23 protein-coding genes, 1 tRNA gene and 1 pseudogene are annotated in these 25,555 nt (G+C 56.7%); 12 read left to right on the top strand and 13 right to left on the bottom strand.

Annotated elements, in window-relative coordinates; all coding sequences use genetic code 11:
• Nucleotides 1-34: 34 nt before the first annotated feature.
• The gene (locus AAC632_RS11450) at nt 35-787 is read right to left on the bottom strand and encodes a hypothetical protein (RefSeq protein WP_340298991.1); all 753 of its coding nucleotides are present in this window, start codon (nt 785-787) and stop codon (nt 35-37) included.
• Nucleotides 788-966: 179 nt separating this feature from the next.
• The gene (gene gyrA / locus AAC632_RS11445; RefSeq protein ID WP_340298989.1) at nt 967-3,741 is read right to left on the bottom strand and encodes a DNA gyrase subunit A; all 2,775 of its coding nucleotides are present in this window, start codon (nt 3,739-3,741) and stop codon (nt 967-969) included.
• Nucleotides 3,742-3,994: 253 nt separating this feature from the next.
• On the opposite strand from gyrA, the gene AAC632_RS11440 reads away from it, so the two are divergent.
• Nucleotides 3,995-4,285: an usg protein gene (locus AAC632_RS11440; protein WP_340298988.1), complete on the top strand. Its 291-nt coding sequence runs from the start codon at nt 3,995-3,997 to the stop codon at nt 4,283-4,285.
• A gap of 20 nt (nt 4,286-4,305) precedes the next feature.
• On the opposite strand, the gene AAC632_RS11435 is transcribed toward AAC632_RS11440, so the two are convergent.
• On the bottom strand, nt 4,306-4,803 hold the full coding sequence (locus AAC632_RS11435; protein ID WP_340298987.1) for a disulfide bond formation protein B: 498 nt from the start codon (nt 4,801-4,803) through the stop codon (nt 4,306-4,308).
• Nucleotides 4,800-5,381, bottom strand: coding sequence for a YqaA family protein (locus AAC632_RS11430; protein WP_340260435.1), 582 nt, complete (start codon nt 5,379-5,381; stop codon nt 4,800-4,802). Before AAC632_RS11430 ends, AAC632_RS11435 begins: the two co-directional genes overlap by 4 nt.
• Nucleotides 5,382-5,793: 412 nt before the next feature.
• Here AAC632_RS11430 and zwf point away from each other — a divergent pair, with 412 nt between their 5' ends.
• The 3 genes from zwf to pgi are packed head-to-tail and all read left to right on the top strand — an operon-like array spanning nt 5,794 to nt 9,532.
• On the top strand, nt 5,794-7,245 hold the full coding sequence (gene zwf / locus AAC632_RS11425) for a glucose-6-phosphate dehydrogenase (RefSeq protein WP_340298986.1): 1,452 nt from the start codon (nt 5,794-5,796) through the stop codon (nt 7,243-7,245).
• A 4-nt stretch (nt 7,246-7,249) separates the two neighbouring features.
• Nucleotides 7,250-7,921, top strand: coding sequence for a 6-phosphogluconolactonase (gene pgl / locus AAC632_RS11420; RefSeq protein ID WP_340299148.1), 672 nt, complete (start codon nt 7,250-7,252; stop codon nt 7,919-7,921).
• A gap of 3 nt (nt 7,922-7,924) precedes the next feature.
• Nucleotides 7,925-9,532: a glucose-6-phosphate isomerase gene (gene pgi, locus AAC632_RS11415; protein ID WP_340298985.1), complete on the top strand. Its 1,608-nt coding sequence runs from the start codon at nt 7,925-7,927 to the stop codon at nt 9,530-9,532.
• Here pgi and AAC632_RS11410 read toward each other — a convergent pair.
• Nucleotides 9,529-10,005, bottom strand: coding sequence for a DUF2938 domain-containing protein (locus AAC632_RS11410; protein ID WP_340298983.1), 477 nt, complete (start codon nt 10,003-10,005; stop codon nt 9,529-9,531). The genes pgi and AAC632_RS11410 overlap by 4 nt on opposite strands.
• Nucleotides 10,006-10,030: 25 nt before the next feature.
• Entirely contained in the window at nt 10,031-10,720 is a 690-nt protein-coding gene (locus tag AAC632_RS11405; RefSeq protein WP_445322679.1) for a fumarylacetoacetate hydrolase family protein, read from the bottom strand.
• A 180-nt stretch (nt 10,721-10,900) separates the two neighbouring features.
• Here AAC632_RS11405 and AAC632_RS11400 point away from each other — a divergent pair.
• Both AAC632_RS11400 and AAC632_RS11395 read left to right on the top strand, forming a co-directional pair.
• A pseudogene (locus AAC632_RS11400) lies at nt 10,901-11,263 on the top strand (GTP-binding protein); the annotation flags it as partial.
• Nucleotides 11,264-11,375: 112 nt separating this feature from the next.
• Nucleotides 11,376-12,191 (top strand): bifunctional allantoicase/(S)-ureidoglycine aminohydrolase, encoded by an 816-nt coding sequence (locus AAC632_RS11395; protein ID WP_340298981.1) that lies wholly within the window; start codon nt 11,376-11,378, stop codon nt 12,189-12,191.
• Here AAC632_RS11395 and AAC632_RS11390 read toward each other — a convergent pair.
• Both AAC632_RS11390 and puuE read right to left on the bottom strand, forming a co-directional pair.
• A complete protein-coding gene (locus tag AAC632_RS11390) occupies nt 12,186-12,668 on the bottom strand; it encodes an ureidoglycolate lyase (RefSeq protein WP_340256087.1) in 483 nt (160 codons plus the stop codon). The genes AAC632_RS11395 and AAC632_RS11390 overlap by 6 nt on opposite strands.
• A complete protein-coding gene (gene puuE / locus AAC632_RS11385; protein ID WP_340298979.1) occupies nt 12,665-14,077 on the bottom strand; it encodes an allantoinase PuuE in 1,413 nt (470 codons plus the stop codon). Before puuE ends, AAC632_RS11390 begins: the two co-directional genes overlap by 4 nt.
• Before the next feature lie 174 nt (nt 14,078-14,251).
• Here puuE and uraH point away from each other — a divergent pair, with 174 nt between their 5' ends.
• Nucleotides 14,252-14,605, top strand: a complete 354-nt coding sequence (gene uraH / locus AAC632_RS11380) for a hydroxyisourate hydrolase (protein WP_340298977.1) — start codon at nt 14,252-14,254, stop codon at nt 14,603-14,605.
• Here uraH and AAC632_RS11375 read toward each other — a convergent pair.
• A complete protein-coding gene (locus AAC632_RS11375; protein ID WP_340298975.1) occupies nt 14,602-15,519 on the bottom strand; it encodes a LysR family transcriptional regulator in 918 nt (305 codons plus the stop codon). The genes uraH and AAC632_RS11375 overlap by 4 nt on opposite strands.
• 104 nt (nt 15,520-15,623) lie before the next feature.
• Between AAC632_RS11375 and AAC632_RS11370 the strand changes: the two genes are divergently transcribed.
• Nucleotides 15,624-16,850, top strand: coding sequence for a urate hydroxylase PuuD (locus AAC632_RS11370; protein WP_340298973.1), 1,227 nt, complete (start codon nt 15,624-15,626; stop codon nt 16,848-16,850).
• Nucleotides 16,851-16,856: 6 nt separating this feature from the next.
• Here the strand turns inward: AAC632_RS11370 and bhcR are convergent, their stop codons facing one another.
• A complete protein-coding gene (bhcR, locus tag AAC632_RS11365; RefSeq protein WP_340298971.1) occupies nt 16,857-17,672 on the bottom strand; it encodes an HTH-type transcriptional regulator BhcR in 816 nt (271 codons plus the stop codon).
• A 168-nt stretch (nt 17,673-17,840) separates the two neighbouring features.
• On the opposite strand from bhcR, the gene bhcA reads away from it, so the two are divergent.
• Genes bhcA through bhcD form a run of 4 tightly spaced genes read left to right on the top strand, consistent with a single transcriptional unit; the run spans nt 17,841 to nt 22,155 of the window.
• Nucleotides 17,841-19,031, top strand: coding sequence for an L-aspartate--glyoxylate aminotransferase BhcA (gene bhcA, locus AAC632_RS11360; protein ID WP_340298970.1), 1,191 nt, complete (start codon nt 17,841-17,843; stop codon nt 19,029-19,031).
• A gap of 12 nt (nt 19,032-19,043) precedes the next feature.
• A complete protein-coding gene (gene bhcB / locus AAC632_RS11355) occupies nt 19,044-20,015 on the top strand; it encodes a beta-hydroxyaspartate dehydratase BhcB (RefSeq protein ID WP_340298969.1) in 972 nt (323 codons plus the stop codon).
• A 4-nt stretch (nt 20,016-20,019) separates the two neighbouring features.
• Nucleotides 20,020-21,183: a 3-hydroxy-D-aspartate aldolase BhcC gene (gene bhcC, locus AAC632_RS11350; RefSeq protein WP_340298968.1), complete on the top strand. Its 1,164-nt coding sequence runs from the start codon at nt 20,020-20,022 to the stop codon at nt 21,181-21,183.
• A gap of 12 nt (nt 21,184-21,195) precedes the next feature.
• Nucleotides 21,196-22,155, top strand: coding sequence for an iminosuccinate reductase BhcD (gene bhcD, locus AAC632_RS11345; protein WP_340298967.1), 960 nt, complete (start codon nt 21,196-21,198; stop codon nt 22,153-22,155).
• Nucleotides 22,156-22,170: 15 nt separating this feature from the next.
• On the opposite strand, the gene AAC632_RS11340 is transcribed toward bhcD, so the two are convergent.
• The 3 genes from AAC632_RS11340 to AAC632_RS11330 form a co-directional block, all read right to left on the bottom strand.
• Nucleotides 22,171-22,244: transfer RNA gene (locus AAC632_RS11340), tRNA-Gly, on the bottom strand.
• Between the two features lie 67 nt (nt 22,245-22,311).
• The gene (locus AAC632_RS11335; RefSeq protein ID WP_340298966.1) at nt 22,312-24,375 is read right to left on the bottom strand and encodes an ASKHA domain-containing protein; all 2,064 of its coding nucleotides are present in this window, start codon (nt 24,373-24,375) and stop codon (nt 22,312-22,314) included.
• A 101-nt stretch (nt 24,376-24,476) separates the two neighbouring features.
• A complete protein-coding gene (locus AAC632_RS11330) occupies nt 24,477-25,553 on the bottom strand; it encodes a dihydropteroate synthase (RefSeq protein ID WP_340298965.1) in 1,077 nt (358 codons plus the stop codon).
• Nucleotides 25,554-25,555: the final 2 nt, after the last annotated feature.

The following is a 25,555-nucleotide window of genomic DNA, read 5'->3' as shown; positions in this document are numbered from 1 at the left end:
CGGGGTAGGGTGAAACGGGTTTTTTGGGGGGGCGTTAGAGCCCGCGAACCACCACAGGAAGGAATGGGTCTGCAAAGGGCAGGGGCGTGTAAACAGGGCGTTTTCCCAAGGCGATCTCGACCCCAAGACGGAACTGGCCTCTATCGCGCAAGGCGGGGTTTGAGAAGTCTTCAAAACCATAGCTTGCCGTCACCGCAACTGCACCGCCGTGATCCAGCCATTGCACACCAATTTCGCCAGTGATCTGCGTTGTGGACAGGCGCAATTCGTCAAATTCGGCAAGTCCGATTTGCGCAAAGCCCTGCCATGCGGGGCCTAGACCAAGACGGACCTCACCACCTGCAAAAAGCACATCGGCATCCCCAAGGGGGCGTGTTGCCATGGCGCTGTCGCGCAGGCCAAACCCGCCATAAGCCCCCAATCCAAGCCCTGCAATTTGACGGCGCCCTTGAATGCCAAGCCCAACCCAGCGGCTGCTTTCATTGTTGAGGTCGGCCAAATAGGCAAAAAGACCATAGCGCCGATCAGCGGCAGGGATGAGGTATAGGCCTGCCCGAACGCCGCCAATGGTGCCGATTTCGGTATCGGCCAGATCAAAATTCAGCTCAAATCCGTGATGCGGGGTAATCGTGTAATCAAGATTGAGATGCGCCCCATTTTGGTCAGCACCCGTGCTGTTAAGGCCAAGCGTTGCGGCGCGCAGGCCCAAATTATCGGCATGCGCCATATCCGCAGCCAAAGAGGCCAGGCCGAGGCAAAGGCAAAATTGCGAGATTGGTGCAGCCATCAGAACGCGCTTTCAACAAAGTTTCCTTTGCAAATGGCGCATGGCGAATAAAAAATATATATGAATTATATCATATGGTTAATGGCCGCAATTTATCTAAAATCTTAAGGGCCGCACGCGCCTTGGCGGTGCGGCCCTTGATATGGGTCGTAACTCTTGGGTTTGAGCGGGCTCGAGATTTAGGTGTCTGCGCTGGCCTCGGCCGCATCCGCATCCGCCGTGGCGGTGTCCCCGTCATCACCTTCAACGATGCGCGCGACTGACACAACGGTTTCGCCTGCCTTGGTGTTAAACACCTTCACCCCACCTGCCGAGCGTGAGCGGAATGAGATGCCCTCAACAGGCACGCGAATCGATTGGCCCGTTGATGAGGCGAGCATGATCTGGTCGGTCATCTCAACAGGGAAGGCCGCAACCAATGGCCCGCCGCGCATGGCCTTGTCGATAGCCATAACCCCCATGCCGCCACGGCCCCTGACAGGGTAATCATGGCTTGAAGATAATTTTCCAGACCCGCTTTCTGTGATGGTCAGGATCAAATCCTCTGAGGCGCGCATTTCGGCAAAGCGTTCAGGGCTAAGGGTGCCTTCGGCCACCACGCCCTCATCCTCGTCCGTTTCGACCTCATCCTCGGGCGCACCCGCCAAGGCGCGGCGCTGTTTGAGATAGGCGGCGCGCTCAGCAGGGTCAGCGGTGAAATGGCGGATCACGGCCATGGAAACCACAGATTCCCCATCACCCAAACGGATACCGCGCACGCCTGTGCTGTCGCGGCCCTTAAAGACGCGGACATCGGTGCAAGAGAAGCGGATCGCGCGCCCCCCTTCGGTGACCAACATCACATCGTCTTCCTCGGTGCAGATGCGCGCATTCACAAGGCTGACTGACCCATCTTCGGGCAATTTCATGGCAATCTTGCCGTTTGATTTCACATTGGTGAAATCCGACAATTGGTTGCGGCGCACATCGCCTGCGGATGTGGCAAAGATGATTTGCAGATCGCCCCAATCTTCCTCGGGGCGGTCAACGGGCATGATCGCGGCAATCGTAACCCCCACAGGAATGGGCAGGATATTCACAATGGCCTTGCCTTTTGATGTGCGGCTGCCAAGCGGCAAACGCCATGTTTTCAGCTTGTAGACCATCCCATCGGTGGTGAAGAACAAAAGCTGGGTGTGGGTATTGGCCACGAAAAGCGATGTCACAACATCATCTTCCTTGAGGCTGCCGCCCGACAGCCCTTTGCCGCCACGTTTTTGTGCGCGGAATTCAGCCAAGGCCGTGCGTTTGATATACCCACCTGCGGTGACGGTCACGACCATGTCTTCGCGTTCGATCAGGTCTTCGTCATCCATGTCGCCAGACCAATCGACAATCTCGGTGCGGCGCGGCACGGCGAAGGCCGTTTTCACCTCGGCCAATTCTTCCGAGATGATCGCCATGATCCGATCACGGCTGGCGAGGATGGCAAGATATTCTTTGATCTTACCTGCGAGTTCCTCCAACTCATCCGTCACTTCCTTGACACCAATTTGGGTCAGGCGTTGCAGGCGCAGTTCCAAAATCGCGCGCGCCTGCGCCTCAGAGAGGTTATAGGTGCCGTCATCGTTCATCGTATGGGTCGGGTCGTCAATCAGACGGATATAGGCGGCAATATCCGCCGCAGGCCAGCGCCGTGTCATCAAGGCTTCGCGCGCTGCGGCCGCATCTGCGGAGGCGCGGATCGTGGCCACAACCTCATCGACATTGGAGACGGCAACCGCCAAACCACATAGAATGTGACTGCGTTCGCGCGCTTTGTTCAACTCAAACGCGGTGCGGCGCGCCACGACCTCCTCACGGAAGGCGATAAAGGCGGTCAGAAAGCCCCGCAAATCCAACTGCTCAGGCCGCCCGCCATTCAGCGCCAACATATTGCAGCCAAAGGAGGTCTGCATCTGGCTAAAGCGGAACAATTGGTTCAGCACCACATCAGGGGTGGCATCGCGTTTCAACTCGATCACAACGCGCACGCCGTTGCGATCAGATTCGTCCGCCACGCCTGAGATGCCTTCGACCTTTTTCTCGCGCACCAATTCAGCAATGCGTTCGATCATCGAGGCCTTGTTCACCTGATAGGGGATCTCATCAATAATGATGGCAAAGCGGTCTTTGCGAATTTCCTCAACATGGGTGCGCGCGCGAATGACCACGCTGCCGCGTCCCTCGGTATAGGCCCGCCTTGCGCCAGAGCGGCCCAAGATGATCCCGCCTGTGGGGAAATCGGGGGCAGGGATAAACTCGATTAACTGTTCCGAACTGAGGTCGGGATCTTGGATCAAGGCCTGACAAGCATCAATCACCTCGCCCAAATTATGGGGTGGTATGTTGGTGGCCATGCCAACAGCAATGCCGCCCGCACCATTGACCAACATATTTGGAAAGCGCGCAGGCAGAACGGTGGGTTCTTTTTGCTTGCCATCATAATTGTCTTGGAAATTGACCGTATCCTTGTCGATATCGGCCAAAAGATAGGCGGCGGGTTTGTCCATGCGCACTTCTGTGTAGCGCATGGCGGCGGGGTTATCGCCGTCCATAGAGCCGAAATTCCCCTGACCATCGAGCAGGGGCAGCGACATCGAAAAGGGCTGCGCCATTCGCACAAGTGCGTCATAGATCGCGCTGTCGCCATGCGGGTGATATTGGCCCATCACATCGCCCACGGGGCGCGCAGATTTCCGATAGGCCTTTTCATGCGTATTGCCCGTTTCATGCATCGCAAACAAAATGCGGCGATGCACGGGTTTGAGCCCATCGCGCAAATCGGGGATCGCGCGGCTGATGATCACCGACATCGCATAATCGATAAAGGATGTTTTCATCTCATCGGCGATATCAATCGAAGGGCCAGAATGCGGGTGCCGCGCGGGGGGCGTGGCGGGGTCATTCTCGGGGGTTTCGGGCGTATCTGTCACTGTGCGGGCCTGCTGTCTTTTCGATCTTGTTCTGCGATGATATACTGCACCCCTTGGCACAGCTATATTTTGTTATTCAACACTATAGACCCCCGCGATATAGGGCGCAATGCTCCTGTCAGGTGAATTGGGCGCTTACCGCCTGCCGCCTGTTATCAGCCGCAGCAATATGCTGCTAATGCATTGTTTTTGTTGACTTTTAATTTGCATTTGCAATCATCAGGCACCATGAGCCAAGCAAGGGTAGGTGCAGATGACTTGGGGGTCTCGCAACAATGATGAAACCGCAACGGGGCTGATGCTTGAGGGGTATGGGCTGACCACGGCAGAATTTTACTATCAGATGCCTGATTTTTGTAATGTTATCAACGTGTTCATCTGGCAGGATTACGATCTCGCACCAGATTATCCGCGCATTTTCGGCTTTATTGATTTCTGGAAGCGCGAGATTGAGGCGCCGTTGCATTCTGTGCGTTTTGCACATCGGCGGCTGATTTCTGACGGGTCATGGCGCAATGCCGTTGAGGAGATTTCCTATCCCTAGCCCGCGGGACAGGCGTGGGGCTACAGTTTGGCCGCTGCGGCCTTGGCCCAGATTAGGAATAGGGCCAAGCAAATCAGGCCATTCCATGAGGCCATCGACAGGCCCGCAAAGGCCCATGCCACCTCGTCACACATAACAATCGCAGGCGCGGTGTCTGTTGACAGCAGCTCATTCGCCGAAAGCGACAGAATATCTTCTGCGCCCCCCGTGCAGGAGGTGGGGCCTTGCCACCACCCGCGCTCAACCCCTGTGTGATACAGCGCGATTCCTGCATTCATCACCATCGCGCCCGCCCCGATCAGGGTCAAACCGCGCGCCAATTTGGGGGCAATGGCGGCAATGATTACGATGAACAGCGCACCCAGTGCAGCGCCCGCATGGGGCCATCGTTGCCACAGGCACATGGCGCAGGGCGCAAGCCCGCCAAGATACTGAAACCCAAAAGCGCCCGCCAATGTCGCGGCAGACCCAAGACCCGCGAGGGCCGATAATTTTGGCAAATCCAGATCCCGCATCATCCCATGAACCTCACAGCATAAAACCCGCCAAGCAAGATGACGATGAACAATGTAAACATCAGCCCCAGACGGCGCTCGATGAAATCGCGTAAAGGGGCACCGAATTGGCGCAGCAATGCCGCGATGACAAAGAAGCGAATCCCCCGCGCGATGATCGAGGTGACAATGAATGTCCCCAAAGGCAGGCCTGTCCACCCCGACATGATGGTGATGACCTTATAGGGGAAGGGGGTTAGCCCCGCGATCAATACGGGCCAAAAGCCAAGATCATTGAAGCGCGCGTTAAACTCGGCCATTGCATCGGCCTTGCCAAGGGCCGCCAAAATCGGCGCGCCGATTTGGTCATAGAACAGCGCCCCAATCGCATAGCCTGCAATCCCCCCCAAAACTGAGGCGATTAAGCAGACAGAGGCAATTAAAAAAGCCCGATTGGGCCGCGCAAGGAGCATTGGGATCATCAAAATATCTGGGGGAATGGGAAAGATTGAACTTTCCGCAAAGGACACAATCGCCAAGGCCCACAGGGCGTGTCGATGACCCGCCAAACCCATTGTCCAATTATAGAGCCCGCGCAGCATCGCATTTATCCTAATAACGCCCCAATGCCAGAGGCGATGCCCGACAGGGCGGAAAAGGTCAAGCCAAAGCCAGGTGACATGAGTGTGACAAAACTCTTGACGGATCGTTGCAAATGATAAAATGTCGCAGGCACATTGAATACGCGCGAGCCCCGAAAGGGAGTTTCACGTCGCGTTGAGGCTCAAGCGGAGGGGAGGCCGCTTGAGCCTTTTTCATTTTACGCCGTGCCACCGCACGTGAAAATCTGCCCCGCCGCTTTGCCAAATCGTCAGGCTCTGCTAGACTTTGGGTTCGAGATTGGCTAAGCCCGCCTCAGCTTTCGTTAGCGCTAACGTAAATCGCGGCCAAAGGCGGCAATAACCTGTGAATTTCCCAAAGAATTTGGGTCAGATGCAGGGCAAAGGAGAGAAAATGGTTTCGCGCGTCATTCCAGTTGAAGATTTTGATCTGGTAATTTTTGGGGCGACAGGGGATCTGGCGCGGCGCAAAATCCTGCCTGGACTTTATCGGCGCTTTCATGACGGGCAAATGCCGCCCGAGGCGCGGATCATCGGCGCGGCGCGCACATCCCAAGATGATGCTGCCTTTCGTGATTTTGTCCGCGCGGCTATTGCCGAATTTACCCCCGAAGCCAGACGCGATGAAACCAGCCTTGCCGCGTTTTTACAGCGTTTGAGCTATGTTGCCATTGATGCGCGCGGCACGGATGGATGGGCCGATCTCGCGGGCACAATGCGCGATGGTGTCGTGCAGGCCTTTTATTTCTCGGTCGCGCCCGCCTTGTTTGGCGATCTGGCCGAACGTCTGCACACCCATAAAGTTGCGCGCTCTGATGCGCGGATTGTGGTGGAAAAGCCCTTTGGTCATGATCTGGCCACCGCCAAGGCCTTGAACGCAACACTGGCCGAGCATTTTGACGAAAGCCAGATTTACCGCATCGACCATTATTTGGGTAAAGAAACGGTGCAAAATCTGATGGCGATCCGCTTTGCGAATATCCTGTTCGAGCCGCTGTGGAACGCCCAATATATCGACAATGTGCAAATCACCGTGGCCGAAGAGGTCGGTGTTGGCGGGCGGGGGGCCTATTACGATAAATCAGGCGCGATGCGTGATATGGTGCAAAACCATTTGATGCAGCTTCTGTGTTTGACCGCGATGGAGCCGCCCAATCATTTTGACCCTGACGCCGTGCGCGATGAAAAGCTTAAGGTGATCCGCGCGCTTGATCCTGTGCGCCCCGAGGATATTGTGCGCGGCCAGTATAAAGCAGGCGATAAGACCGCGTCTTATTTGGACGATGTCGAAGACCCCAAAAGCCGCACAGAAAGTTTTGTGGCCATGAAGGTGCATATCGCCAATTGGCGTTGGAATGGCACGCCATTCTATTTGCGCACAGGCAAACGGATGCGCGCGCGGATGTCCGAGATTGTGATCCATTTCAAAGAGCCGCCCCATTCCATTTTTGATGAGGATGCAGGGACGAAGCCCAATGTTTTGTCTATTCGCCTGCAACCTGATGAGGGCATTGATCTCAGCGTCACGATCAAAGAGCCAGGCCCAGGGGGGATGCGTTTGGTCGATGTGCCGCTTGATATGACCTTTGCCGAGGCGCTTGGGGCGGATGCGGCCGATGCACCCGATGCCTATGAGCGGCTGATCATGGATGTGATCCGTGGTAATCAAACGCTGTTCATGCGCGGCGATGAGGTTGAGGCAGCTTGGCGTTGGACGGATCCAATCATCCAAGGGTGGCAATCGCGCAATGAACGCCCCGTGCCCTATCAGGCCTTTAGCACAGGGCCAGAAGATGCGCTGATGTTGTTGCATCGCGATGGGCGCCGTTGGCGTGAGGTGGGCTGATCCCATGGAATTGATCACCTATCCCGACCGCGATTTATTGATGATGTCCTTGGCGGATCGTACCGCCTCGGAATTAGGGCAGGCCTTGCGCGTGGCGGGGCGCGCCTCGCTCTGCGTTCCGGGCGGCACGACACCGGGCCCTGTGTTCAAAACCTTGGCCGAAGTGGATTTGGCATGGCGTGATATTGCAGTCTTTCTCAATGATGAACGCTGGCTTGGCGAGGATAGCCCGCGCTCTAACACAAGGATTTTGAAAGAAAAACTATTACAATCAAAGGCATCGGAGGCAAAGTTAATACCCCTATTTAACGGCGCCAACACGCCAGAGGAGGGCATCCCCGATCTGACAGACGGGCTGTTGCCGCATTTGCCGATCACGGTTTTGCTGTTGGGGATGGGCGCAGATATGCATACCGCAAGCCTTTTTCCCGATGGGGATAATCTCAACGCAGCCCTCAGCGCAGATGCGCCGCCCCTGATGGCGATGCGGGCCGCAAACGCGGGCGAGCCGCGGATCACCTTGACCGCCCCTGTGCTGAAAGCCGCGCTGCATTGCCATATCTTGATCACAGGGCGTGAAAAGCGCGCGGCACTTGAGCGGGCCGCAGACTTGCCTGAAGATCAAGCACCAATTGCCACTGTTTTAAAGACCGCCACCATTCATTGGGCTGAGTAAATCATGACCATCTGGACAGAGCTTTCCACCGCGTGGGATCACCTGCGCAGCACCCCTATGTCGCAGCTTTTTGATAATGATCCTGCCCGCGCTACGCGGTTTTCGGCCAAGACGGGCGATATGATGTTTGATTTTTCTAAGACACATATCACCAATGAGGTGCTGTCACTCTTGGTGGAATTGGCCCGCAAGGCGAATGTCGAAGAAAAACGCACGGCGATGTTCGCGGGCGAAAAGATCAATGAAACCGAAGGTCGCGCGGTGCTGCATACCGCCTTGCGTGCGCCCTCTGGCCCGATCATGGTGGATGGGGTGGATGTTCTGCCTGCCGTTCAAGAAACCCGCGCCCGTATGGCACTGTTCGCCGATGATCTGCGCGCAGGCCGCTATCAGGGGCAGGGCGGCAAGATCACGGATGTGATCAATATCGGGATTGGCGGGTCTGATCTGGGCCCCGCGATGGCCACGCTTGCGCTGGCACCTTATCACGATGGGCCGCGGGTGCATTATGTGTCAAACGTGGATGGGGCACATATCAACGACACGCTGCAAGGGCTTGATCCAACAACAACTTTGGTCATTGTTGCCTCGAAAACCTTTACCACGATTGAAACCATGACCAATGCGCAAACAGCGCGCGATTGGATGGCCTATGCGGTCAGTGAGCCTGCCGCGCAATTCGTGGCCTTGTCCTCTGCAACGGATAAAACAGCGGCCTATGGTATTGATCCGTCCCGCGTGTTTGGGTTCGAGGATTGGGTCGGTGGGCGCTATTCCCTCTGGGGGCCAATTGGCCTTGGGGTGATGCTGGCCATTGGGCCAAAACAGTTTGAGGCATTCCTAGCGGGTGCGGCGGCCATGGATGCCCATTTCCGCGAGGCTGATCTTCCCGAGAATATGCCGGTATTATTGGCCTTGATCGGGCTGTGGCACAATCAGGTTTGCGGTCATGCGACCCGCGCGGTGTTGCCCTATGACCAACGCCTGTCGCGTCTGCCCGCCTATTTGCAGCAATTGGAAATGGAATCGAACGGCAAGGGCGTGTATATGGACGGGCAGGATTTGCCCTATCATTCAGGCCCGATTGTTTGGGGGGAGCCGGGCACGAATGGGCAACACGCGTTTTATCAGCTGATCCATCAGGGCACGCGTGTCGTTCCGTGCGAATTTATGGTGGCTGCCGCAGGGCATGAGCCTGAATTGGCGCATCACCATACCCTGCTCTTGTCGAATTGCTTGGCGCAATCTCAGGCCTTGATGCAGGGCCGTAGCCTTGAGGTGGCGCGCGGCATGATGGCTGCAAAAGGCCTGTCTGGTGCGGAATTGGAACGCCAAGCGCGGCATCGCGTTTTCACGGGCAATCGTCCGTCAACCACGCTGATCTATCCGCGCCTGACCCCGTTCACATTGGGGCAGATCATCGCCCTTTATGAGCATCGGGTTTTTGTGGAAGGGGTGATCTTGGGGATCAATTCCTATGACCAATGGGGTGTGGAATTGGGCAAAGAACTGGCTTTGGCCCTGCAACCCGCCGTTGAGGGCGCGGCGGGGGCAGAGGGGTTAGACCCCTCTACCGCAAGCCTGTTGCGCTATATCCACGCGCATCGTTAACCAAGCGCCACCGCGCCCACCCACATTCCAAGGCCAAAGACAGTGTGGGCCATAAGGCCCAAAACCCGCCCCTTCCATGGGGCGGCGGTTTTCGCAAGCGCCCATCCAAGCCCGAGGCCCGGGTGCAACAAAAACCATCCCGCCCCGATGGTCAGGATCGCGAAAATCCAAAGCGGTAGGAAATTGGGCGCGCTTAACCACGCTTGGCCCATGATCCCCAAAAACAGAGCGCCATAGACCGCACCGACCGCATAGTGGAAAACCCAACCAATCATTCGTTCGCGGGTCACAGGGGCGCTGGTATTGATATCAGCGTGAAACACTGTCCCGCGCCCCAAATGGGCAACCCAACGGCCCACATTGCCCCAATTGGGCGTAGGGATGCCCGCAATCCGTGTCAGGATCACCGCCCAGATATCCATCGCAACAGTGCCACAGATGCCCATGATGAGTCCCAGTGTGATGACGCTCATTTTATCTTCTCCCCTGCTTGCAGGTTCAGGTCACGCGGACGCTCAATGTGCCCAGACCTGCAACCTTTCCTTCCATCACATCGCCGCGCGCCACGGGGCCAACCCCCGCAGGCGTGCCCGTCAGGATCACATCCCCTGCTGCCAATGCAAAATATTGCGACAGATAGCGAATGATTTCGGGCGTTTTCCAAATCATTTGCGCCAAATCCCCCTCTTGGCGCAGCGCCCCATTCACAAGCAGCGTGATCTCTCCTGTGCTGGGATGGCCCACTTGGGCCACTGGCAAAAGCGGGCTTATCGGGGCGGAGTGCTCAAAGGATTTACCGATCTCCCAAGGGCGGCCTAATTTCTTGGCCTCGCCCTGCAAATCGCGCCGTGTCATATCAAGCGCCACGCCATAGCCCCACACATGGGACAGCGCGTCTTCAAGTGCGATATCGCGCCCGCCTGATTTCAGCGCCACCATCATTTCGATCTCATGATGCAAGTCAGACGTGCCAACAGGGTAGGGCATCTCGCCTGACGCATCCAAACTATCTGGATTTTTCTGAAAGAAGAACGGCGGCTCGCGGTCGGGATCATGACCCATTTCAATCGCATGGGCGGCATAATTGCGCCCGATGCAATACACGCGGCGAACAGGAAATACGCCGCCCCCCTCCACGGGAATCATTGGGTGCGGGGGGGCAGGGATCACAAAATTATCTTGGTTCATTTGGGCTATTTTCTTTTTCAGTTCTCACGCGACTGCCACGCTAGGGGCTTGGGGTTCGCTTGGCAATTGGATAAAAATTTAAGGGAATTTTACAAATTCTTCATCTATCAGCTTCGCGGTTTGCTTTTTTTCTAGGCAAAATTTCTGGAACTGCCTAATCTTTAACAGGCCTTCGTCATGGCGCGCCACCCTGACCTTGAAATCGTGTTGATCGAAAGCGGCGGCGATAACCTATCGGCGACCTTCAGCCCTGAATTGGCGGATTTGACGATTTATGTGATTGATACGGCATCGGGCGAGGATATTCCGCGCAAAGGCGGGCCTGCACTGACACGCTCGGATATCTTGGTGATCAACAAAACTGATCTCGCGCCTTATGTCGGGGCGCGGCTTGAGGTGATGGAGGCTGACGCCACCCGCGCACGCGCAGGGCGGCCCTTCGTGATGGCGCAATTGCGCAATGAGCAGGGCGTGGAGAAGATCGTTGATCTGATCCTTGAGATGGGCGGCTTGCCTAAGGTGCACTCTGCAAAAATTGCCTAATAGAGTGCTGTGATTATCAAAGAAACCCGAAAACTGCCTTCGTGCTTTTTGGGTGCGACAGCGCCGCAACAAGCGCCTATCATACCCTCAGTTTTCAATGTGAGTTGCCTTTATGAGCCCCAAATATTTCGCCCCCACAGGCGGCCATCCCCCGCAGGAACAGCTTTTGACAGATCGCGCGGTCTTTACCGAGGCCTATGCCGTGATCCCACGCGGCACGATGCGCGATATTACCACCAGTTTCCTGCCCTTTTGGGAGAAAACCCGCCTTTGGGTGATTGCGCGGCCCCTGTCGGGCTTCGCTGAAACCTTTTCGCATTACATCATGGAAGTCGCGCCCGAAGGTGGCAGCGCGCGCCCTGAAACCGATGAGGAGGCCGAAGCGGTTTTTTTTGTGGTGGAGGGCGAAGCAAGCCTGACAGTGGATGGTCAAACCCATCTGTTGGAGGAAGGCGGTTACGCCTATCTGCCGCCTGCCCGTGCATGGGAATTATATAATCGCGGGCAGTCGCCTTTGCGGTTTCATTGGATCAGAAAGGCCTATCAAGAGGTTGAAGGTCTTGATCACCCTGATGTTCTAATCTTGAACGAGCGCGATATCGCGCCCACGCCAATGGCGGGCACAGAAGGGAAATGGGCCACCACGCGCTTTGTTGACCCGGCTGACATGCGCCATGATATGCATGTGACCATTGTGACATTTGAGCCTGGCGCGGTGATCCCGTTTCTGGAAACCCATGTGATGGAGCATGGTCTTTATGTGCTAGAGGGCAAGGCCGTCTATCGCCTCAACACGGATTGGGTCGAGGTTGAGGCGGGCGATTATATGTGGCTGCGCGCCTTTTGCCCGCAAGCCTGCTATGCAGGGGGGCCGGGCAAGTTCCGTTATCTGCTTTACAAAGATGTGAACCGCCACATGCCCTTATGAGGTGGCGATAATCACCTCATAAGGCAGCCAATATTCTTCTAAATTGGGGCCTTCGCCGATGCGGTCGATGACCGCGAAAAGACCAGGGTCATAAAGCGGCGTCAGCACCCCGTGCCAGACGCCGCGATGAATGTTGATCGCTTGCCCTGCCTCGGTCAGGAAGGCGCGGATGTTCTGCGGTGTGCCGTTTTGATCTTCTGCCACGACCACCAAAAACGGCTGGTGGCTCATCGGAACAAAGGCCTGAGATCCGTCAGGGTGCCGCTCGACCAGATCAAGCTTTAAGGGCAAATCGCGCTTTTCTGCGTGAAAGATACTGATCCCTGCACGCCCATCCGAAAAATCCATCCGCGCGCGGTCGTGGAAACGGCCACATAGGCCTTGATTTATGATCTTATCTGGCGTGCCCTTCGCCTCAAGCAGATCGCCAAACGGGGCGAAGGCATCGGCGGTCATGGGTTCGATGATGATTTTCATTGTGCGAACCGATCTATCAGACGCAGTTCTGCGATACGCTCGACCTGACGGCAGGCTTCGGTGAATTCCACATCGCGCGATTGCGTCACACGGCGCTTGAAGGCCTCCAAGATACTGGCCTTGGTGTTGTCGCGCACGGCGATAATAAAGGGAAATCCGAAGGCCTCGGTGTAGCGGTCATTCAAAGCGGTGAATTCGGCGCGTTCTGCATCTGTCAGGCTATCAAGCCCGACTGAGGCCTGCTCGTCGGTGGAGTCTGCCGTCAGACGCTTGGCCGCGGCCAGTTTTCCCGCTAGATCAGGGTGGGCTTGCAACACCTCAAGCTGTTCCGCCACGCTGGCGCTGCGAAAGGCGCGCGCAAGAACCGAATGAACCCCCGCCGCGCAATCATGTGCGGCACCAAGCTCCATCTCAAAGGCACGTTCAGCAATCCACGGGCTATGCTCGAACATGCCCCCAAATTCGGCGACAAATTCCTCCCGTGTCATTTGCGAGGGGGTCATGCGCGCGATCACGGGGTGGGTCGCGGCCCAATGATCGGCAATCTCCGCGCGGGTGGCGAACCAAACGCCCTCATGTGCTTGGAAATGCGCAAGCGCGCGTTTCAGCGCCAGCGCACGGGCAGGGCGCCCTGCAAGGCGGCAATGCAGACCGATCGACATCATCTTGGGCGCGCCTGCCGCCCCTTCGGCGTAAAGCTGATCAAAGGTGTCGATCAAGCTGCGCTCGAATTGCGCGCCTTCGGTGAAACCTGCTTGGATTGCAAAGCGCATATCGTTGCAATCCATCGTATAGGGCACGATCAACTGATCCTTGCCGCCCGCCTTGACCCAATAGGGCAGGTCATCGGCATAGCTGTCTGCGATATAGGCCAGATCCCCCTCTTGCGCGGCAAGATCCACAGTGTTCATGGAACAGCGCCCCGTATACCACCCGCGTGGCGGGGTTCCGGTCACCTCGGTATGCAGGCGGATGGCCTCGCGGATTTGCGCGCGCTCCTCTTCGGGGGGCATATCTTTGTGTTCCACCCATTTCAGGCCATGGCTGGCAATTTCCCAACCCGCCTGTTTCATTGCCGCCACCTGTTCGGGGCTGCGGGCAAGGGCTGTGGCCACACCATAAACTGTCACGGGCAGGTCGGACATCATGGAATAAAGCCGCCAAAACCCTGCACGCGCGCCATATTCGTAGATCGACTCCATATTCCAATGACGCATCCCAACCCATGGTTGCGCGCCTGTGATCTCGGATAAAAAGGCCTCGGATGCGGCATCGCCGTGCAGGATATTGTTCTCGCCACCTTCCTCGTAATTCAGCACAATCTGCACAGCGATTTTCGCGCCATTTGGCCAAGCGGCATGGGGCGCGTCTGGCCCGTGGCCGCGTAAATCTCGGGGGTAGAGTGTCATATCAGCCTCGTTTTTTTTCTATGGCATAATGCAGATAATCACAGATGATTTTAAAAAAAATCTATAAGCACTCTTTTGATTGCTCTGCACTGTATCAGGCGCATAATCTCGCCTATCATGGGCGCAAGTTTTGAGATTTTCTAGGGTTCATTTACAGGCAAAAGGACGCGCGCTATGGCGGGATATTTGACCACCCATGTTTTGGATACGGCAACAGGCCACCCTGCGGCAGGCATGACAATTGATCTTTATTGCATCAGCGATGCAGGGGCGGAGTTGATCAAAACTGTTGAAACCAACGCAGACGGGCGCACCGATGCGCAGATTTTGCCAAGCGCGGAATTTGCGCGCGGGGTTTATGAGCTCTGCTTTCACGCAGGCGCCTATCTTGACGCGCAAGGCGTGCCAAAAGAAAGCCCCCGTTTCTTGGATATGATCCCGATCCGCTTTGGCATGTCAGAAGACACCCATTACCACGTGCCGCTTTTGCTGTCGCCTTTTGGCTATTCCACCTATCGCGGCAGTTAATCGCGCGCGCTGCTGCGGATCACATCCCCCACGCGGTCAATCATGAATTCCATGAAAAGCCGCGTTTTGGGGTCTTGTCTGCGCCGATGGGTGAACAGACAGGCCATTTGAATAGGGGCGGGCGGGGTTTCGCTGGCCACAGGCACAAGCGCGCCTGAGCTGAGATGCTCGGCCACCTCAAAGATGGGTTTCATCACAACCCCATGCCCCGCCAAAGCCCAGTCTGTCAGGACATCGCCATCATCGGATTCGTAACGCCCTGCCACGCGGAACCGCTCAAACCCTGCTTTGGTTTGCAACCGCCATTGAAATTCCTTGGCCCCTGGAAAGCGCAGGTTGAGGCATTCATGCCGCTCGGTCACGAGATCAGCCCCTGATTTGGGCATGCCCCGCGCGGCGATATAGGCAGGCGCTGCACACAGCACCCGCGCGACATCCGCAATCTTGCGGATGCGCAGATTGCTATCCTCAGGTTCCCCAAGGAAAAACGCCAGATCAAGCCCTTCGGTGGTCAGATCAATCTTGCGATCTGACAGGCGCAGACGCACATGAATTTCAGGGTATTGCGCAATGAAATCTGGCACATGGGGCGCGATCAAGCGCCGACCCACCCCCAAAGGTGCGGCCACGTAGAGACTGCCTTTGAGGTTCTCTGTGATGTTGACGATCTGCGCTTCGGCGTCCTCGACCGACTCCAAAATCCGCGTTGCCCCGCGATAAAAGGCTTGGCCCTGCTCGGTGGGGGTGAGGTTGCGGGTTGTGCGCTGAAACAGACGCACGCCCAAATGTTCCTCAAGCTGTGAAATCCGCGAAGATGTCACGGCAGGTGAGATGCGCAAATCGCGCCCTGCCGCCGACATCGACCCAAGCTCGTAGACACGGACAAAGGTTCGGATATTATTAAAATAGGACATTGTTTTGCTTTTTTTGATACTGCTTGGCGTTTGCTCGTAATAGCAGAATAAACCTCAGCCGCCTAGTATGCAGGAAATACAAGTAACAACAGGGAGATGCCGGTATGTATGATCTGGCCATCATTTGGGATTGGATCGCGTTTTCCGTCAGGTGGCTGCATGTCATCACGGCGATGGCGTGGATTGGCGCATCCTTGTTTTTCATTGCCATGGATTTGGGGCTGCGGCCTGTGCCAAATATGCCCAAAGGGGCCTATGGCGAAGAATGGCAGGTGCATGGCGGCGGCTTTTACCACATTCAGAAATATCTGGTCGCCCCTGAAAACATGCCCGAGCATCTGATCTGGCACAAATGGCAAAGCTATATGACTTGGGTCTCAGGTGCAGCTTTGTTGATGATTGTCTATTGGGTCGGGGGCGAGTTGTTCTTGCTTGACCCGACAAAGGCCAATCTGGCGCTGTGGCAGGGGATTTTGATCTCGGGCGGCTCGCTGGCCTTGGGGTGGTTTCTATATGACCAATTGTGCAAATCGCTTTTGGGTGAGAACCCCACGACCTTGATGTTGATCCTGTTTGTAATCCTTGTGGTGATGTCTTGGGGGTATCATCAGGTCTTTACGGGGCGGGCGGCGCTGCTGCATGTGGGGGCCTTTACCGCGACCATTATGACGGGGAACGTGTTTTTCCAGATCATGCCAAACCAACGCATTGTGGTGGCAGATCTCAAGGCGGGGCGCACGCCTGATGCGAAATATGGCAAGATCGCCAAGCTGCGCTCGACCCATAACAATTACCTCACGCTGCCCGTTATTTTTCTGATGCTGTCCAATCATTATCCGCTCGCCTTTGCGACCGAATATTCGTGGATCATTGCAAGCTTGATCTTCCTGACGGGTGTGACCATTCGCCATTATTTCAACACGATGCACGCCACGGGCAAGGGGCCGCATTGGACATGGGCGGTTACGGTCTTGCTGATGATTATCATCGCTTGGCTATCAATCCCGCGCATGGCGGAAACCTACGAGGCCGCCGCAAGCCGCGCCTTAACGCCCTATGAGGCCGAGATGGTTGCGGCAGACGGGTTTGAAGAGGCCTATTATGCCGTGATTGGCAATTGCTCGATGTGCCATGCCCGCCAACCCGCATGGGATGGTATCCGTTGGGCACCAAAAAATGTCTATCTCGAAACCGAGGCGGATGTGGCCCGTCATGCCAGCCAGATTTATACGCAGGCGGGCGTTTCCCATGCGATGCCGCCCCCAAATGCCTTTGCAATGGATGAGGAGGCGCGCCGCGCCATCGTGGCATGGGTGCAAGCCGCGCGCTAGGGCGCTTTAGGGGCAGCGCCCCCCAATGGCGGCGGTGACCTGATCGGCGGCTTCGCGCACCAGGCTGCCAAAATCCATTGAACGGGTCAGGGACAGTCGAAATGCGGGGCCAGAGATTGAGATGCCCGCCACAGGTTCGCCATGCACATTGAAGATCGGGGCTGCAATGCAGCGCATTCCCTCGGCGCGCTCTTGGTCATCAATGGCAAATCCGCGCGCGCGGGCCTGATCAAGATCGGCGCGCAAGGCTGCCTCATCTGTTAGGCTATTCGGGGTAAAGGCCGACAAGCCCCGTTTGAGGATGATTGACTGCACATGGGCGGGCGGAAGCCATGCCAATAGCGCCTTGCCAATTCCAGAGACATGCATTGGCGCGCGGGTTCCAGGTGGAAAAAAGGCGCGGATCGCCTCGTGGGTTTCGACTTGGGTCAGGAATAAAACCTCATCCTGCATTTCGACACCCAAATTTGCAGTTTCGCCCGTTTCGCGCATCAGCCGCGTCATGCCTGCGCGGGATCGTTCCACAACATTGGTGCGGCGCAAAAAAGCAGACCCGATTTGAAAGGCGCCTGCGCCGATATGCCAGACCTGCTGCATCTCATCGCATTCGACCATCCCGCGCGTCTGCAATGTGGTCAGCGCACGATAGAGCGTTGCGGTGGCCTGACCTGTTTCCTCGGCCAGTTCAGAAAGCCGCAAACCAGGTTTTTGTGCCACCACCTCCATCACCGCCAGCGCGCGATCTAGAGCCTGCACCGTGTTTTGTTCGGTCTTATCATGAAAGGCCTTCGGACGGCCCCTTTGACGCGTGGTTGGTGTCATATTTGCGGCCCTTTCATCTGCAAAGAGAGAATTGAAAAACTGCAACAATCTGAATTTTATGATGAAAAAGTATTTTTTCACCTATTAAAAAATTATTTCGAAAAAATTGCGAGCTGTAAAGCCCCCCTGCTAATCTGCATCCAACCTTTGAAGGGAGGGCCGAACAAAATGTCGTTTCAAAATCCAGTTTTCATTCCTGGGCCAACCAATATCCCAGAGAGCGTTCGCAAAGCCTGTGATATGCCCACGCTTGATCACCGCAGTCCCGCCTTCGGCGCGATGTTCAAGCCTGCCGTGGCGGGGGTGCGCGGCGTGTTGAAGATGACCGAGGGCGAAGTGATCTTACTGCCCTCGACAGGCACAGGCGGGTGGGAGGCGGCCATCACCAATACATTGAGTGCGGGTGACACTGTCCTTGCCGCGCGGTTTGGCATGTTCAGCCATCGCTGGATTGATATGTGCCAACGCCACGGTCTGAACGTCCAGATCATTGATGTGCCATGGGGGCAGGCGGCCCCGATTGCGCAGATTGAGGCGGCATTGCGTGCGGATGTTCAGGGTAAGATCAAAGTCGTTCTTGCCACCCATAACGAAACCGCGACAGGGGTGCGCTCCGATATTGCGGGGATACGCGCGGCCCTTGATGCCGCAGGTCATGATGCGATGCTGTTTGTCGATGGCGTGTCGTCCATTGCGTCTATGCCGTTTGAGTTTGACGCATGGGGGGTCGATATAGCCGTGGCAGGTAGCCAGAAAGGCTTCATGCTGCCTGCAGGTCTTGCGATTTTGGGTGTCAGCCCCAAGGCCTTGGCGGCAATGGACAGTGCCACCTTGCCGCGTTGCTTTTTTGATTTCCGCGATATGCTGAAATCCTACGCGGCGGGGGGATACCCCTATACCCCTTCTGTTGGTCTGATCGCGGGCCTGTCTCACTCTATCGCACTTCTTGAGGGCGAGGGGTTAGAGGCTGTTTATGCCCGCCATCATCGACTGGCCGAAGGGGTGCGCCGGGCTGTTGCGGCATGGGGGTTGCAGATTTGTGCAACCGATCCTGCCTCGGCCTCTGACACAGTGACGGCGGTGATGGTGCCTGCGGGGAAATGTGGCACCGAACTCGCGCAGCTTGCCGCCACCAAATACGGTGTGGCCTTTGGTGTGGGTCTGGGCGAGGTCGCAGGCAAGGTGTTTCGCATAGGCCATTTGGGGATGCTGACCGATGTTATGGTTCTTTCTGGTCTGGCCACTGCCGAAATGTGCATGGCCGATCTGGGATGGGACATTCCGCTTGGGTCGGGGGTTGCCTCTGCGCAGGATTATTTCCGCGCGGATCAGACCGCCCTTCGCCAAGCTGCTGAATGAAAGGGTAAAAATATGAACGACCTTGGCCCAATTTCCGTGCCAAGTTATCAAGAAAGCCTTGATGCCTACGCACGGATCAGGCCCCATATCCACCGCACGCCCATTCTGACCTCGCGCTTCTTGAACGAGTTGGTCGGGGGTGAGATGTTCTTTAAATGTGAGAACTTTCAGAAGGCAGGCGCCTTCAAGGTGCGCGGTGCGTGTAATGCGGTGTTTGGCCTGTCCGATGCCGAGGCCGCGCGCGGTGTTTGCACCCATTCGAGCGGCAATCACGCCTTGTCTTTGTCCTACGCTGCAGGGCGGCGGGGCATCCCGTGCCATGTGGTGATGCCGCATAGCGCGCCGCAGGCTAAAAAAGATGCAGTGCGGGGCTATGGAGGGATCATCACGGAATGCGAACCTTCGACAACCTCGCGCGAGGCGGTCTTTGCCGAGGTGCAGGCCAAAACGGGCGGCAATTTTGTGCATCCCTATAATGATCCGCGCGTGATTGCAGGCCAAGCCACCTGTTCGCGCGAATTGATCGAAGATGTGCCCAATCTTGACGCTGTGGTGGCCCCAATTGGCGGGGGTGGTATGATCTCTGGCACCTGTTTGACGCTGTCAAATATCGCCCCTGAGATCAAAATATATGCCGCCGAACCAGACCAAGCGGATGATGCCGCGCGCAGTTTTCGGGCAGGCCATATCATCGCGGATGACGCGCCCCAGACCATCGCGGATGGTTTGAAAGTGCCGCTGAAAGACCTGACTTGGCATTTTGTCAAATCCTATGTCACCGATATTCTTACCGCAAGCGAAGATGAAATCGTGGATGCGATGAAACTGACTTGGGCCCGAATGAAAATTGTGATCGAGCCAAGCTGTGCTGTGCCTTTGGCGGTGATTTTGAAGAACAAACATCTCTTTGCGGGCAAGCGTACTGGGGTGATTATTACAGGCGGCAATGTCGATTTAGACCGCTTGCCATCGATGAAAGGCTAAGAGCATGAACACCCATACAAGTTTTGAAAATCTGGAAGTTGGCTATGACATTCCCGCGCTGCCTGGCATGGTGGAGGCGGATATCCAGACCCCGTGCTTGATCCTTGATCTCGATGCGCTTGAGCGCAACATCAAGAAAATGGGCGACTATGCTGCCGCCCATGGCATGCGTCACCGCGTGCATGGCAAGATGCATAAATCGGTCGATGTGGCGAAGTTGCAAGAAAGCCTGGGCGGGGCCTGTGGTGTCTGTTGCCAAAAGGTGAGCGAGGCCGAGGTCTTTGCCCGCGGCGGTATTCGGGATGTCTTGGTCAGCAATCAGGTGCGCGACCCGCAAAAAATTGATCGCTTGGCCCGTATCCCGCTTTTGAGCGCGCGCGCGACTTGCTGTGTCGATGATCTGAGCAACATCGCCGATCTTTCTGCGGCTGCCATGCGTCATGGCACGGTCATCGAATGTCTGGTTGAGATTGACTGCGGGGCAGGGCGCTGTGGTGTCACCACCACCCCCGAAGTTGTGGCTTTAGCCCGCGCCATTGATGCGGCCGAGGGGCTGAAATTTGCGGGCATTCAGGCCTATCAGGGCGCAATGCAGCATCTTGATCAATATGAAGACCGCAAAGCGAAAATTGCAGTTGCCGTGGCCATGGTCAAGGACGCGGTCGATACATTGGCCGCAGAAGGGATCACCTGCGATATCGTGGGCGGTGGCGGCACAGGCAGCTATTATTTCGAAAGCACATCAGGCGTCTATAACGAGCTTCAATGTGGCTCTTACGCCTTTATGGATGCGGATTATGGCCGCATTCTAGATGAAAGCGGCAACCGCATTGACCGCGGCGAATGGGAAAATGCCCTGTTCATCCTGACCTCAGTGATGAGCCATGCCAAGGCCGATAAGGCGATTGTCGATGCAGGGCTCAAGGCGCAATCAGTCGATAGTGGCCTGCCCGTGATTTATGGGCGCGATGATGTCGAATATGTCAAATGCAGCGATGAACATGGCGTGGTGGCCGACCCTAAAGGTGTTTTGGCCATCAATGAAAAGCTGCGCCTTGTGCCAGGTCACTGTGACCCGACCTGCAATGTCCATGATTGGTATGTCGGCGTGCGGGGCGGCAAGGTTGAGGTGGTTTGGCCCATCTCGGCCCGTGGCAAGGCCTATTGAGGCGGCGGGACGATGTATATCATTCCAGAACGTTTAATTGCCGATCTTGTCAGTGCCGAAGATGCGTTTGATGCGATGCGCGGGTGTTTCGCCGCGATGGCCGATGGGGATGCCTATAATTTCCCCGTGATCCGCGAGGCCTTGGGCGAGGGGCGTCAATACGGGTTCAAGTCGGGCTTTGATCGTGCGGGCGCGGTGATGGGTGTGAAATCGGGCGGGTATTTCCCCGGAAATGCCGCGCGCGGTTTGATCAATCATCAATCCTGCGTGCTGTTATTTGATCCTGAAACAGGCCGCCCCACCGCGATGGTGGGGGGGAACCTGTTGACGGCCCTGCGCACCGCCGCCGCATCGGCCCTGTCGATTGATCAATTGGCGCGTCCCGATGCCCAAGTCTTGGGCATGGTGGGCGCGGGGCATCAGTCGGCGTTTCAATTGCGCGCGGCCTTGCGGGTGCGCAAATTCACCCGCGTTTTGGGATGGAACCGCAATCCTGACCGCCTGTCCCGCTTGGCGGAGGTCTGTGCCGAAGCGGGGGTTGAGTTCACCCCCGTTGATTTGGCCGCGATGCAGGAGGCCGATGTGATCATCACCATCACCTCATCCAATGCCGCAAGCCTGCTTGCGGATCATGTTAGTGCAGGCTGCCATATCTCTGCGATGGGAACCGATACAATCGGCAAGCAGGAGATTGATCCTGCACTCTTTGCGCGCGCTGCGGTCTTTACCGATGAGGTGGCACAATCTGTCACCATCGGCGAGGCGCAACACGCCGTGGCGCAAGGCTTGATTGGGCGCGAGGATATCACCCCCTTGGGGGCGGTGGTCAGAGGGGCGGCCGAGGGCCGTGTCTCGCCCGATCAGATCACAATTTTCGATGGCACGGGTGTCGGGCTTCAGGATTTGGCCGTAGCCCAAACTGCCCTCAGCCGTGCCCGCGCGCAGGGTCTTGAGGCAGAGGTAATGTTTTAGGGAAAGACATAAGGCTGGAGCGGGTAGCGGGAATCGAACCCGCGCCAAGAGCTTGGGAAGCTCGTGTGATACCATTTCACCATACCCGCGCATGGCCTTGATGCGCCAGTCGATACGATAAGGCAGGGGTTTCGTCAACCTCTGCCTTTCGCTCCGTCAGCCCCGCCGTCTGCGCCGCCGCCCGTCATCATTGCCCCCACCGCCAGAGGCGCCGAAATTCACATCGGGCAGGCTGACCACAGTGGCCAGATTGGGCATGGAGGCGGTTTTATGCGGGATCGCGTTTGCGGCCACGAAATGTTCCTGAAACCTTGGCTCAATCGCGGTTTCAACCTTTTGGATAACGCGCACGCCCCCCTCAATGCGCTTGCGCGCTGCACGGTTGCACAGCGCAATGCGCGCGCCATGGCCTGCGGCATTGCCTGCGCTTGTGACTTTCTCAAGCGGGGCATCGGGGATCATTCCCAAAATCATAGCGTGTTTTGGGCTGATATGTGCGCCGAAGGCCCCCGCCAAAACCACGCGGTCGACCGCGTCTACATCCATCTGATCCATCAACAAACGCGCGCCTGCATAAAGCGCGGATTTCGCCAATTGAATGGCGCGAATATCGCCTTGAGTGACCGTGACGCGTGGCCCACCCGTGGCGGTGCCGTCAAAGATCAGATATTCATGGGTGCGCCCTGTGGGGATAGACCGCGGGGTTCCTGTCTGCTCGGCACTGCCAATCAGACCTGACCCGTCCAATAGGCCCGCGGCGCGCATTTCCGCCACAGCCTCGATGATGCCAGAGCCGCAAATGCCCGTAATGCCTGTCTGCGCGGTGGCCTCGGCAAACCCTGCCTCGTCAGACCACAGATCACAGCCAATGACGCGGAACCGCGGTTCTTTGGTGGCGGGGTCGATTTCGATATGCTCAATCGCACCAGGCGCGGCCCGTTGCCCTGACGAGATTTGCGCTCCCTCAAAGGCAGGCCCCGTGGGCGAGGAGCAGGCGAGAACCTTAGTCTTATTCCCAAGCAGGATTTCAGCATTGGTTCCGACATCCACGATCAGCACCAAATCCTCAGATTGTTCTGGGGCCTCAGATAGGGCCACGGCGGCGGCATCGGCCCCAACATGGCCCGCGATACAGGGCAGCAGATAAATCTGCGCTTGTGGGTTCAATGTAAACAGGCCCAAGTCAGGCGCACTGAGACGCAAGGCATCCGAAGTTGCCAGCGCAAAGGGCGCTTGGCCCAATTCCACAGGATCAATCCCCAAGAGCAAATGGTGCATCACAGGGTTGCAGACGGCTACGGTTTCCAAGATCAGCTTGGGGTCAATGCCCGCATCCTCGGCAATTTGCCCCGCTAATGTGTTCATGGCCTCGCGCACCGCGCGGGTCATCTCAGTGGCACCGCCTTCTTGCATCATGGCATAGGAGACGCGGCTCATCAGATCCTCACCAAAACGGATTTGTGGATTCATGATCCCCGCAGAGCCTATCACTGCACCCGTGGTCAAATCGCACAAATGCGCCGCGATTGTGGTCGAGCCAAGATCAATCGCAAGGCCGTAAATTCCGCCCTCATGAAGATTTGGCCAAATCTCAAGAATTTGCGCCACGCCGCCCTCATCGGGTTGAAAGAGAGCGACTGAAATTTGCCATTTGCCCTTCCGCAAAACGGTTTGAAGCTTGGCCAAAACGGGCAGGGCGGCGCTGACCTGATGCACATCCCATTGTTGTGCGAGGGCATCCTTCAAGCGTTCAAAATCGCCCGAGGGTTCATGCATATCAGGCTCGGCCACCTCGACCATGACAATCCGCGTGGCAGGGTCCATGGTAATAGGCTTGGTTGAGGCCTCTTTGCGCACGACCTGACGATGCACCTGACTGGTTTCAGGCACATCAATCACAACATCGCCCAATACCTTGGCCTGACAGCCCAAACGGCGGCCTGAAATTAGACCTTTCACGCGGTCATAGCGGGCTTCAACCTCGTTCCATTCGGAAAGGGCATCTTCGCGCACTGTGACGCCATGTTTGGCAAATTCACCAAAACTGGGGGTGATCTGGCATTTTGAACAAATGCCGCGCCCGCCACAGACACTATCCAAATCCACCCCAAGCGCGCGCGCCGCCTGCAGCACGGGCGTGCCTTTGGCAAAGCGACCGCGTTTGCCAGAAGGGGTAAAAATCACCAAAGGGTCTTTGTCATCTGTGCTTGCGCTGCCCATCGGGAAGGATCCTGTTTTGGTCTTTCATTGCTTTTATTGGCGTAAAAGCCAGAGCATAAGGTTAAATATGCTCTGGCCTGCGATTTTCAAAAAATGGTGCCTTAGCCGCGGCGGCGACCCCCTGCGCGGCGGTTGGCGCGGCCCCCTTGCACGGCGGCATCTGGATCTTTGTTGAAATTGATCCAAGCAGCCCCGCCGTCATCTTGGTTAAGCAGCAGGTTGGCGGCGCGGATCGCCTCCATCTCCTTGCCCGCGCGCGGCTTGGTCGAGCCCATGCCGAACAATTTGACGAAGGTTTCATCGTCCAGATCTGCGGGCAGGATAATTCCTGCAGCTTCAATCGCGGCTTTCTTTTCGGCAATCGCTTTGGGGCCAACGGGCAGGGCGACTGGGTTCATGATCGCACTGGTCATGCCTGCTGCATAGGCCATGGGCAAAAACGCGTTATTCACGCCGTGGCGGTTGGGCAAGCCAAAGCTGATATTGGATGCGCCGCAGGTGGTGTTCACGCCCAATTCCTCGCGCAAGCGGCGCACAAGGGTAAAGACCTGATGGCCCGCTGTGGCCATTGCGCCAATGGGCATGACCAATGGATCAACCACGATATCATGGGCGGGAATGCCATAATCAGCCGCGCGTTCTACAATCTTCTTGGCAACGGCAAAGCGCACTTCGGGGTCTTCAGAAATACCTGTGTCATCGTTAGAAATCGCAACAACGGGCACATTGTATTTCTTGACCAAGGGCAAAACCATCTCAAGGCGTTCTTCTTCGCCTGTGACCGAGTTCAAAAGTGGGCGACCCTTAGCAGCGGCCAAACCATTTTCCAACGCACCCGGAACCGAGCTGTCGATGCACAAGGGGCAATCGGTCACTTCCTGCACGCATTCGACCAAGGCCTTCATCAAGGCAGGCTCAACAAAGTTATTGTCGGCATAGCGGGGGTCTTCGGCCATTTTGTTCGAGAACACCGCGCCAGAGTTGATGTCCAACACGGTCGCACCCGCCGCCGCCTGTGCAATGGCATCCGCTTGCACGCGTGAGAAGTCACCGCGTTCTAGCTCCTCGTTCAAGATTTTGCGCCCTGTGGGGTTGATCCGTTCGCCAATCACGCAAAACGGTTCGTCAAAACCGATCACGGTGGTTTTGGTTTGGGATTCAATGATGGTGCGGGTCATGC

The sequence above is a fragment of the Roseobacter sp. HKCC-CH-9351 genome (assembly GCF_037830295.1).
Classification (GTDB): domain Bacteria; phylum Pseudomonadota; class Alphaproteobacteria; order Rhodobacterales; family Rhodobacteraceae; genus M30B80.
This window is presented reverse-complemented; position numbering and strand designations above follow the sequence as displayed.

Bases quoted from the DNA above. Each gene is read 5' to 3' on its own strand.
- AAC632_RS11450 (WP_340298991.1), bottom strand. From the start codon at position 787: ATGGCTGCACCAATCTCGCAATTTTGCCTTTGCCTCGGCCTGGCCTCT.
- AAC632_RS11440 (WP_340298988.1), top strand. From the start codon at position 3,995: ATGACTTGGGGGTCTCGCAACAATGATGAAACCGCAACGGGGCTGATG.
- AAC632_RS11435 (WP_340298987.1), bottom strand. From the start codon at position 4,803: ATGATGCGGGATCTGGATTTGCCAAAATTATCGGCCCTCGCGGGTCTT.
- AAC632_RS11430 (WP_340260435.1), bottom strand. From the start codon at position 5,381: ATGCTGCGCGGGCTCTATAATTGGACAATGGGTTTGGCGGGTCATCGA.
- zwf (WP_340298986.1), top strand. From the start codon at position 5,794: ATGGTTTCGCGCGTCATTCCAGTTGAAGATTTTGATCTGGTAATTTTT.
- pgl (WP_340299148.1), top strand. From the start codon at position 7,250: ATGGAATTGATCACCTATCCCGACCGCGATTTATTGATGATGTCCTTG.
- pgi (WP_340298985.1), top strand. From the start codon at position 7,925: ATGACCATCTGGACAGAGCTTTCCACCGCGTGGGATCACCTGCGCAGC.
- AAC632_RS11410 (WP_340298983.1), bottom strand. From the start codon at position 10,005: ATGAGCGTCATCACACTGGGACTCATCATGGGCATCTGTGGCACTGTT.
- AAC632_RS11405 (WP_445322679.1), bottom strand. From the start codon at position 10,720: ATGAACCAAGATAATTTTGTGATCCCTGCCCCCCCGCACCCAATGATT.
- AAC632_RS11395 (WP_340298981.1), top strand. From the start codon at position 11,376: ATGAGCCCCAAATATTTCGCCCCCACAGGCGGCCATCCCCCGCAGGAA.
- AAC632_RS11390 (WP_340256087.1), bottom strand. From the start codon at position 12,668: ATGAAAATCATCATCGAACCCATGACCGCCGATGCCTTCGCCCCGTTT.
- puuE (WP_340298979.1), bottom strand. From the start codon at position 14,077: ATGACACTCTACCCCCGAGATTTACGCGGCCACGGGCCAGACGCGCCC.
- uraH (WP_340298977.1), top strand. From the start codon at position 14,252: ATGGCGGGATATTTGACCACCCATGTTTTGGATACGGCAACAGGCCAC.
- AAC632_RS11375 (WP_340298975.1), bottom strand. From the start codon at position 15,519: ATGTCCTATTTTAATAATATCCGAACCTTTGTCCGTGTCTACGAGCTT.
- AAC632_RS11370 (WP_340298973.1), top strand. From the start codon at position 15,624: ATGTATGATCTGGCCATCATTTGGGATTGGATCGCGTTTTCCGTCAGG.
- bhcR (WP_340298971.1), bottom strand. From the start codon at position 17,672: ATGACACCAACCACGCGTCAAAGGGGCCGTCCGAAGGCCTTTCATGAT.
- bhcA (WP_340298970.1), top strand. From the start codon at position 17,841: ATGTCGTTTCAAAATCCAGTTTTCATTCCTGGGCCAACCAATATCCCA.
- bhcB (WP_340298969.1), top strand. From the start codon at position 19,044: ATGAACGACCTTGGCCCAATTTCCGTGCCAAGTTATCAAGAAAGCCTT.
- bhcC (WP_340298968.1), top strand. From the start codon at position 20,020: ATGAACACCCATACAAGTTTTGAAAATCTGGAAGTTGGCTATGACATT.
- bhcD (WP_340298967.1), top strand. From the start codon at position 21,196: ATGTATATCATTCCAGAACGTTTAATTGCCGATCTTGTCAGTGCCGAA.
- AAC632_RS11335 (WP_340298966.1), bottom strand. From the start codon at position 24,375: ATGGGCAGCGCAAGCACAGATGACAAAGACCCTTTGGTGATTTTTACC.
- AAC632_RS11330 (WP_340298965.1), bottom strand. From the start codon at position 25,553: ATGACCCGCACCATCATTGAATCCCAAACCAAAACCACCGTGATCGGT.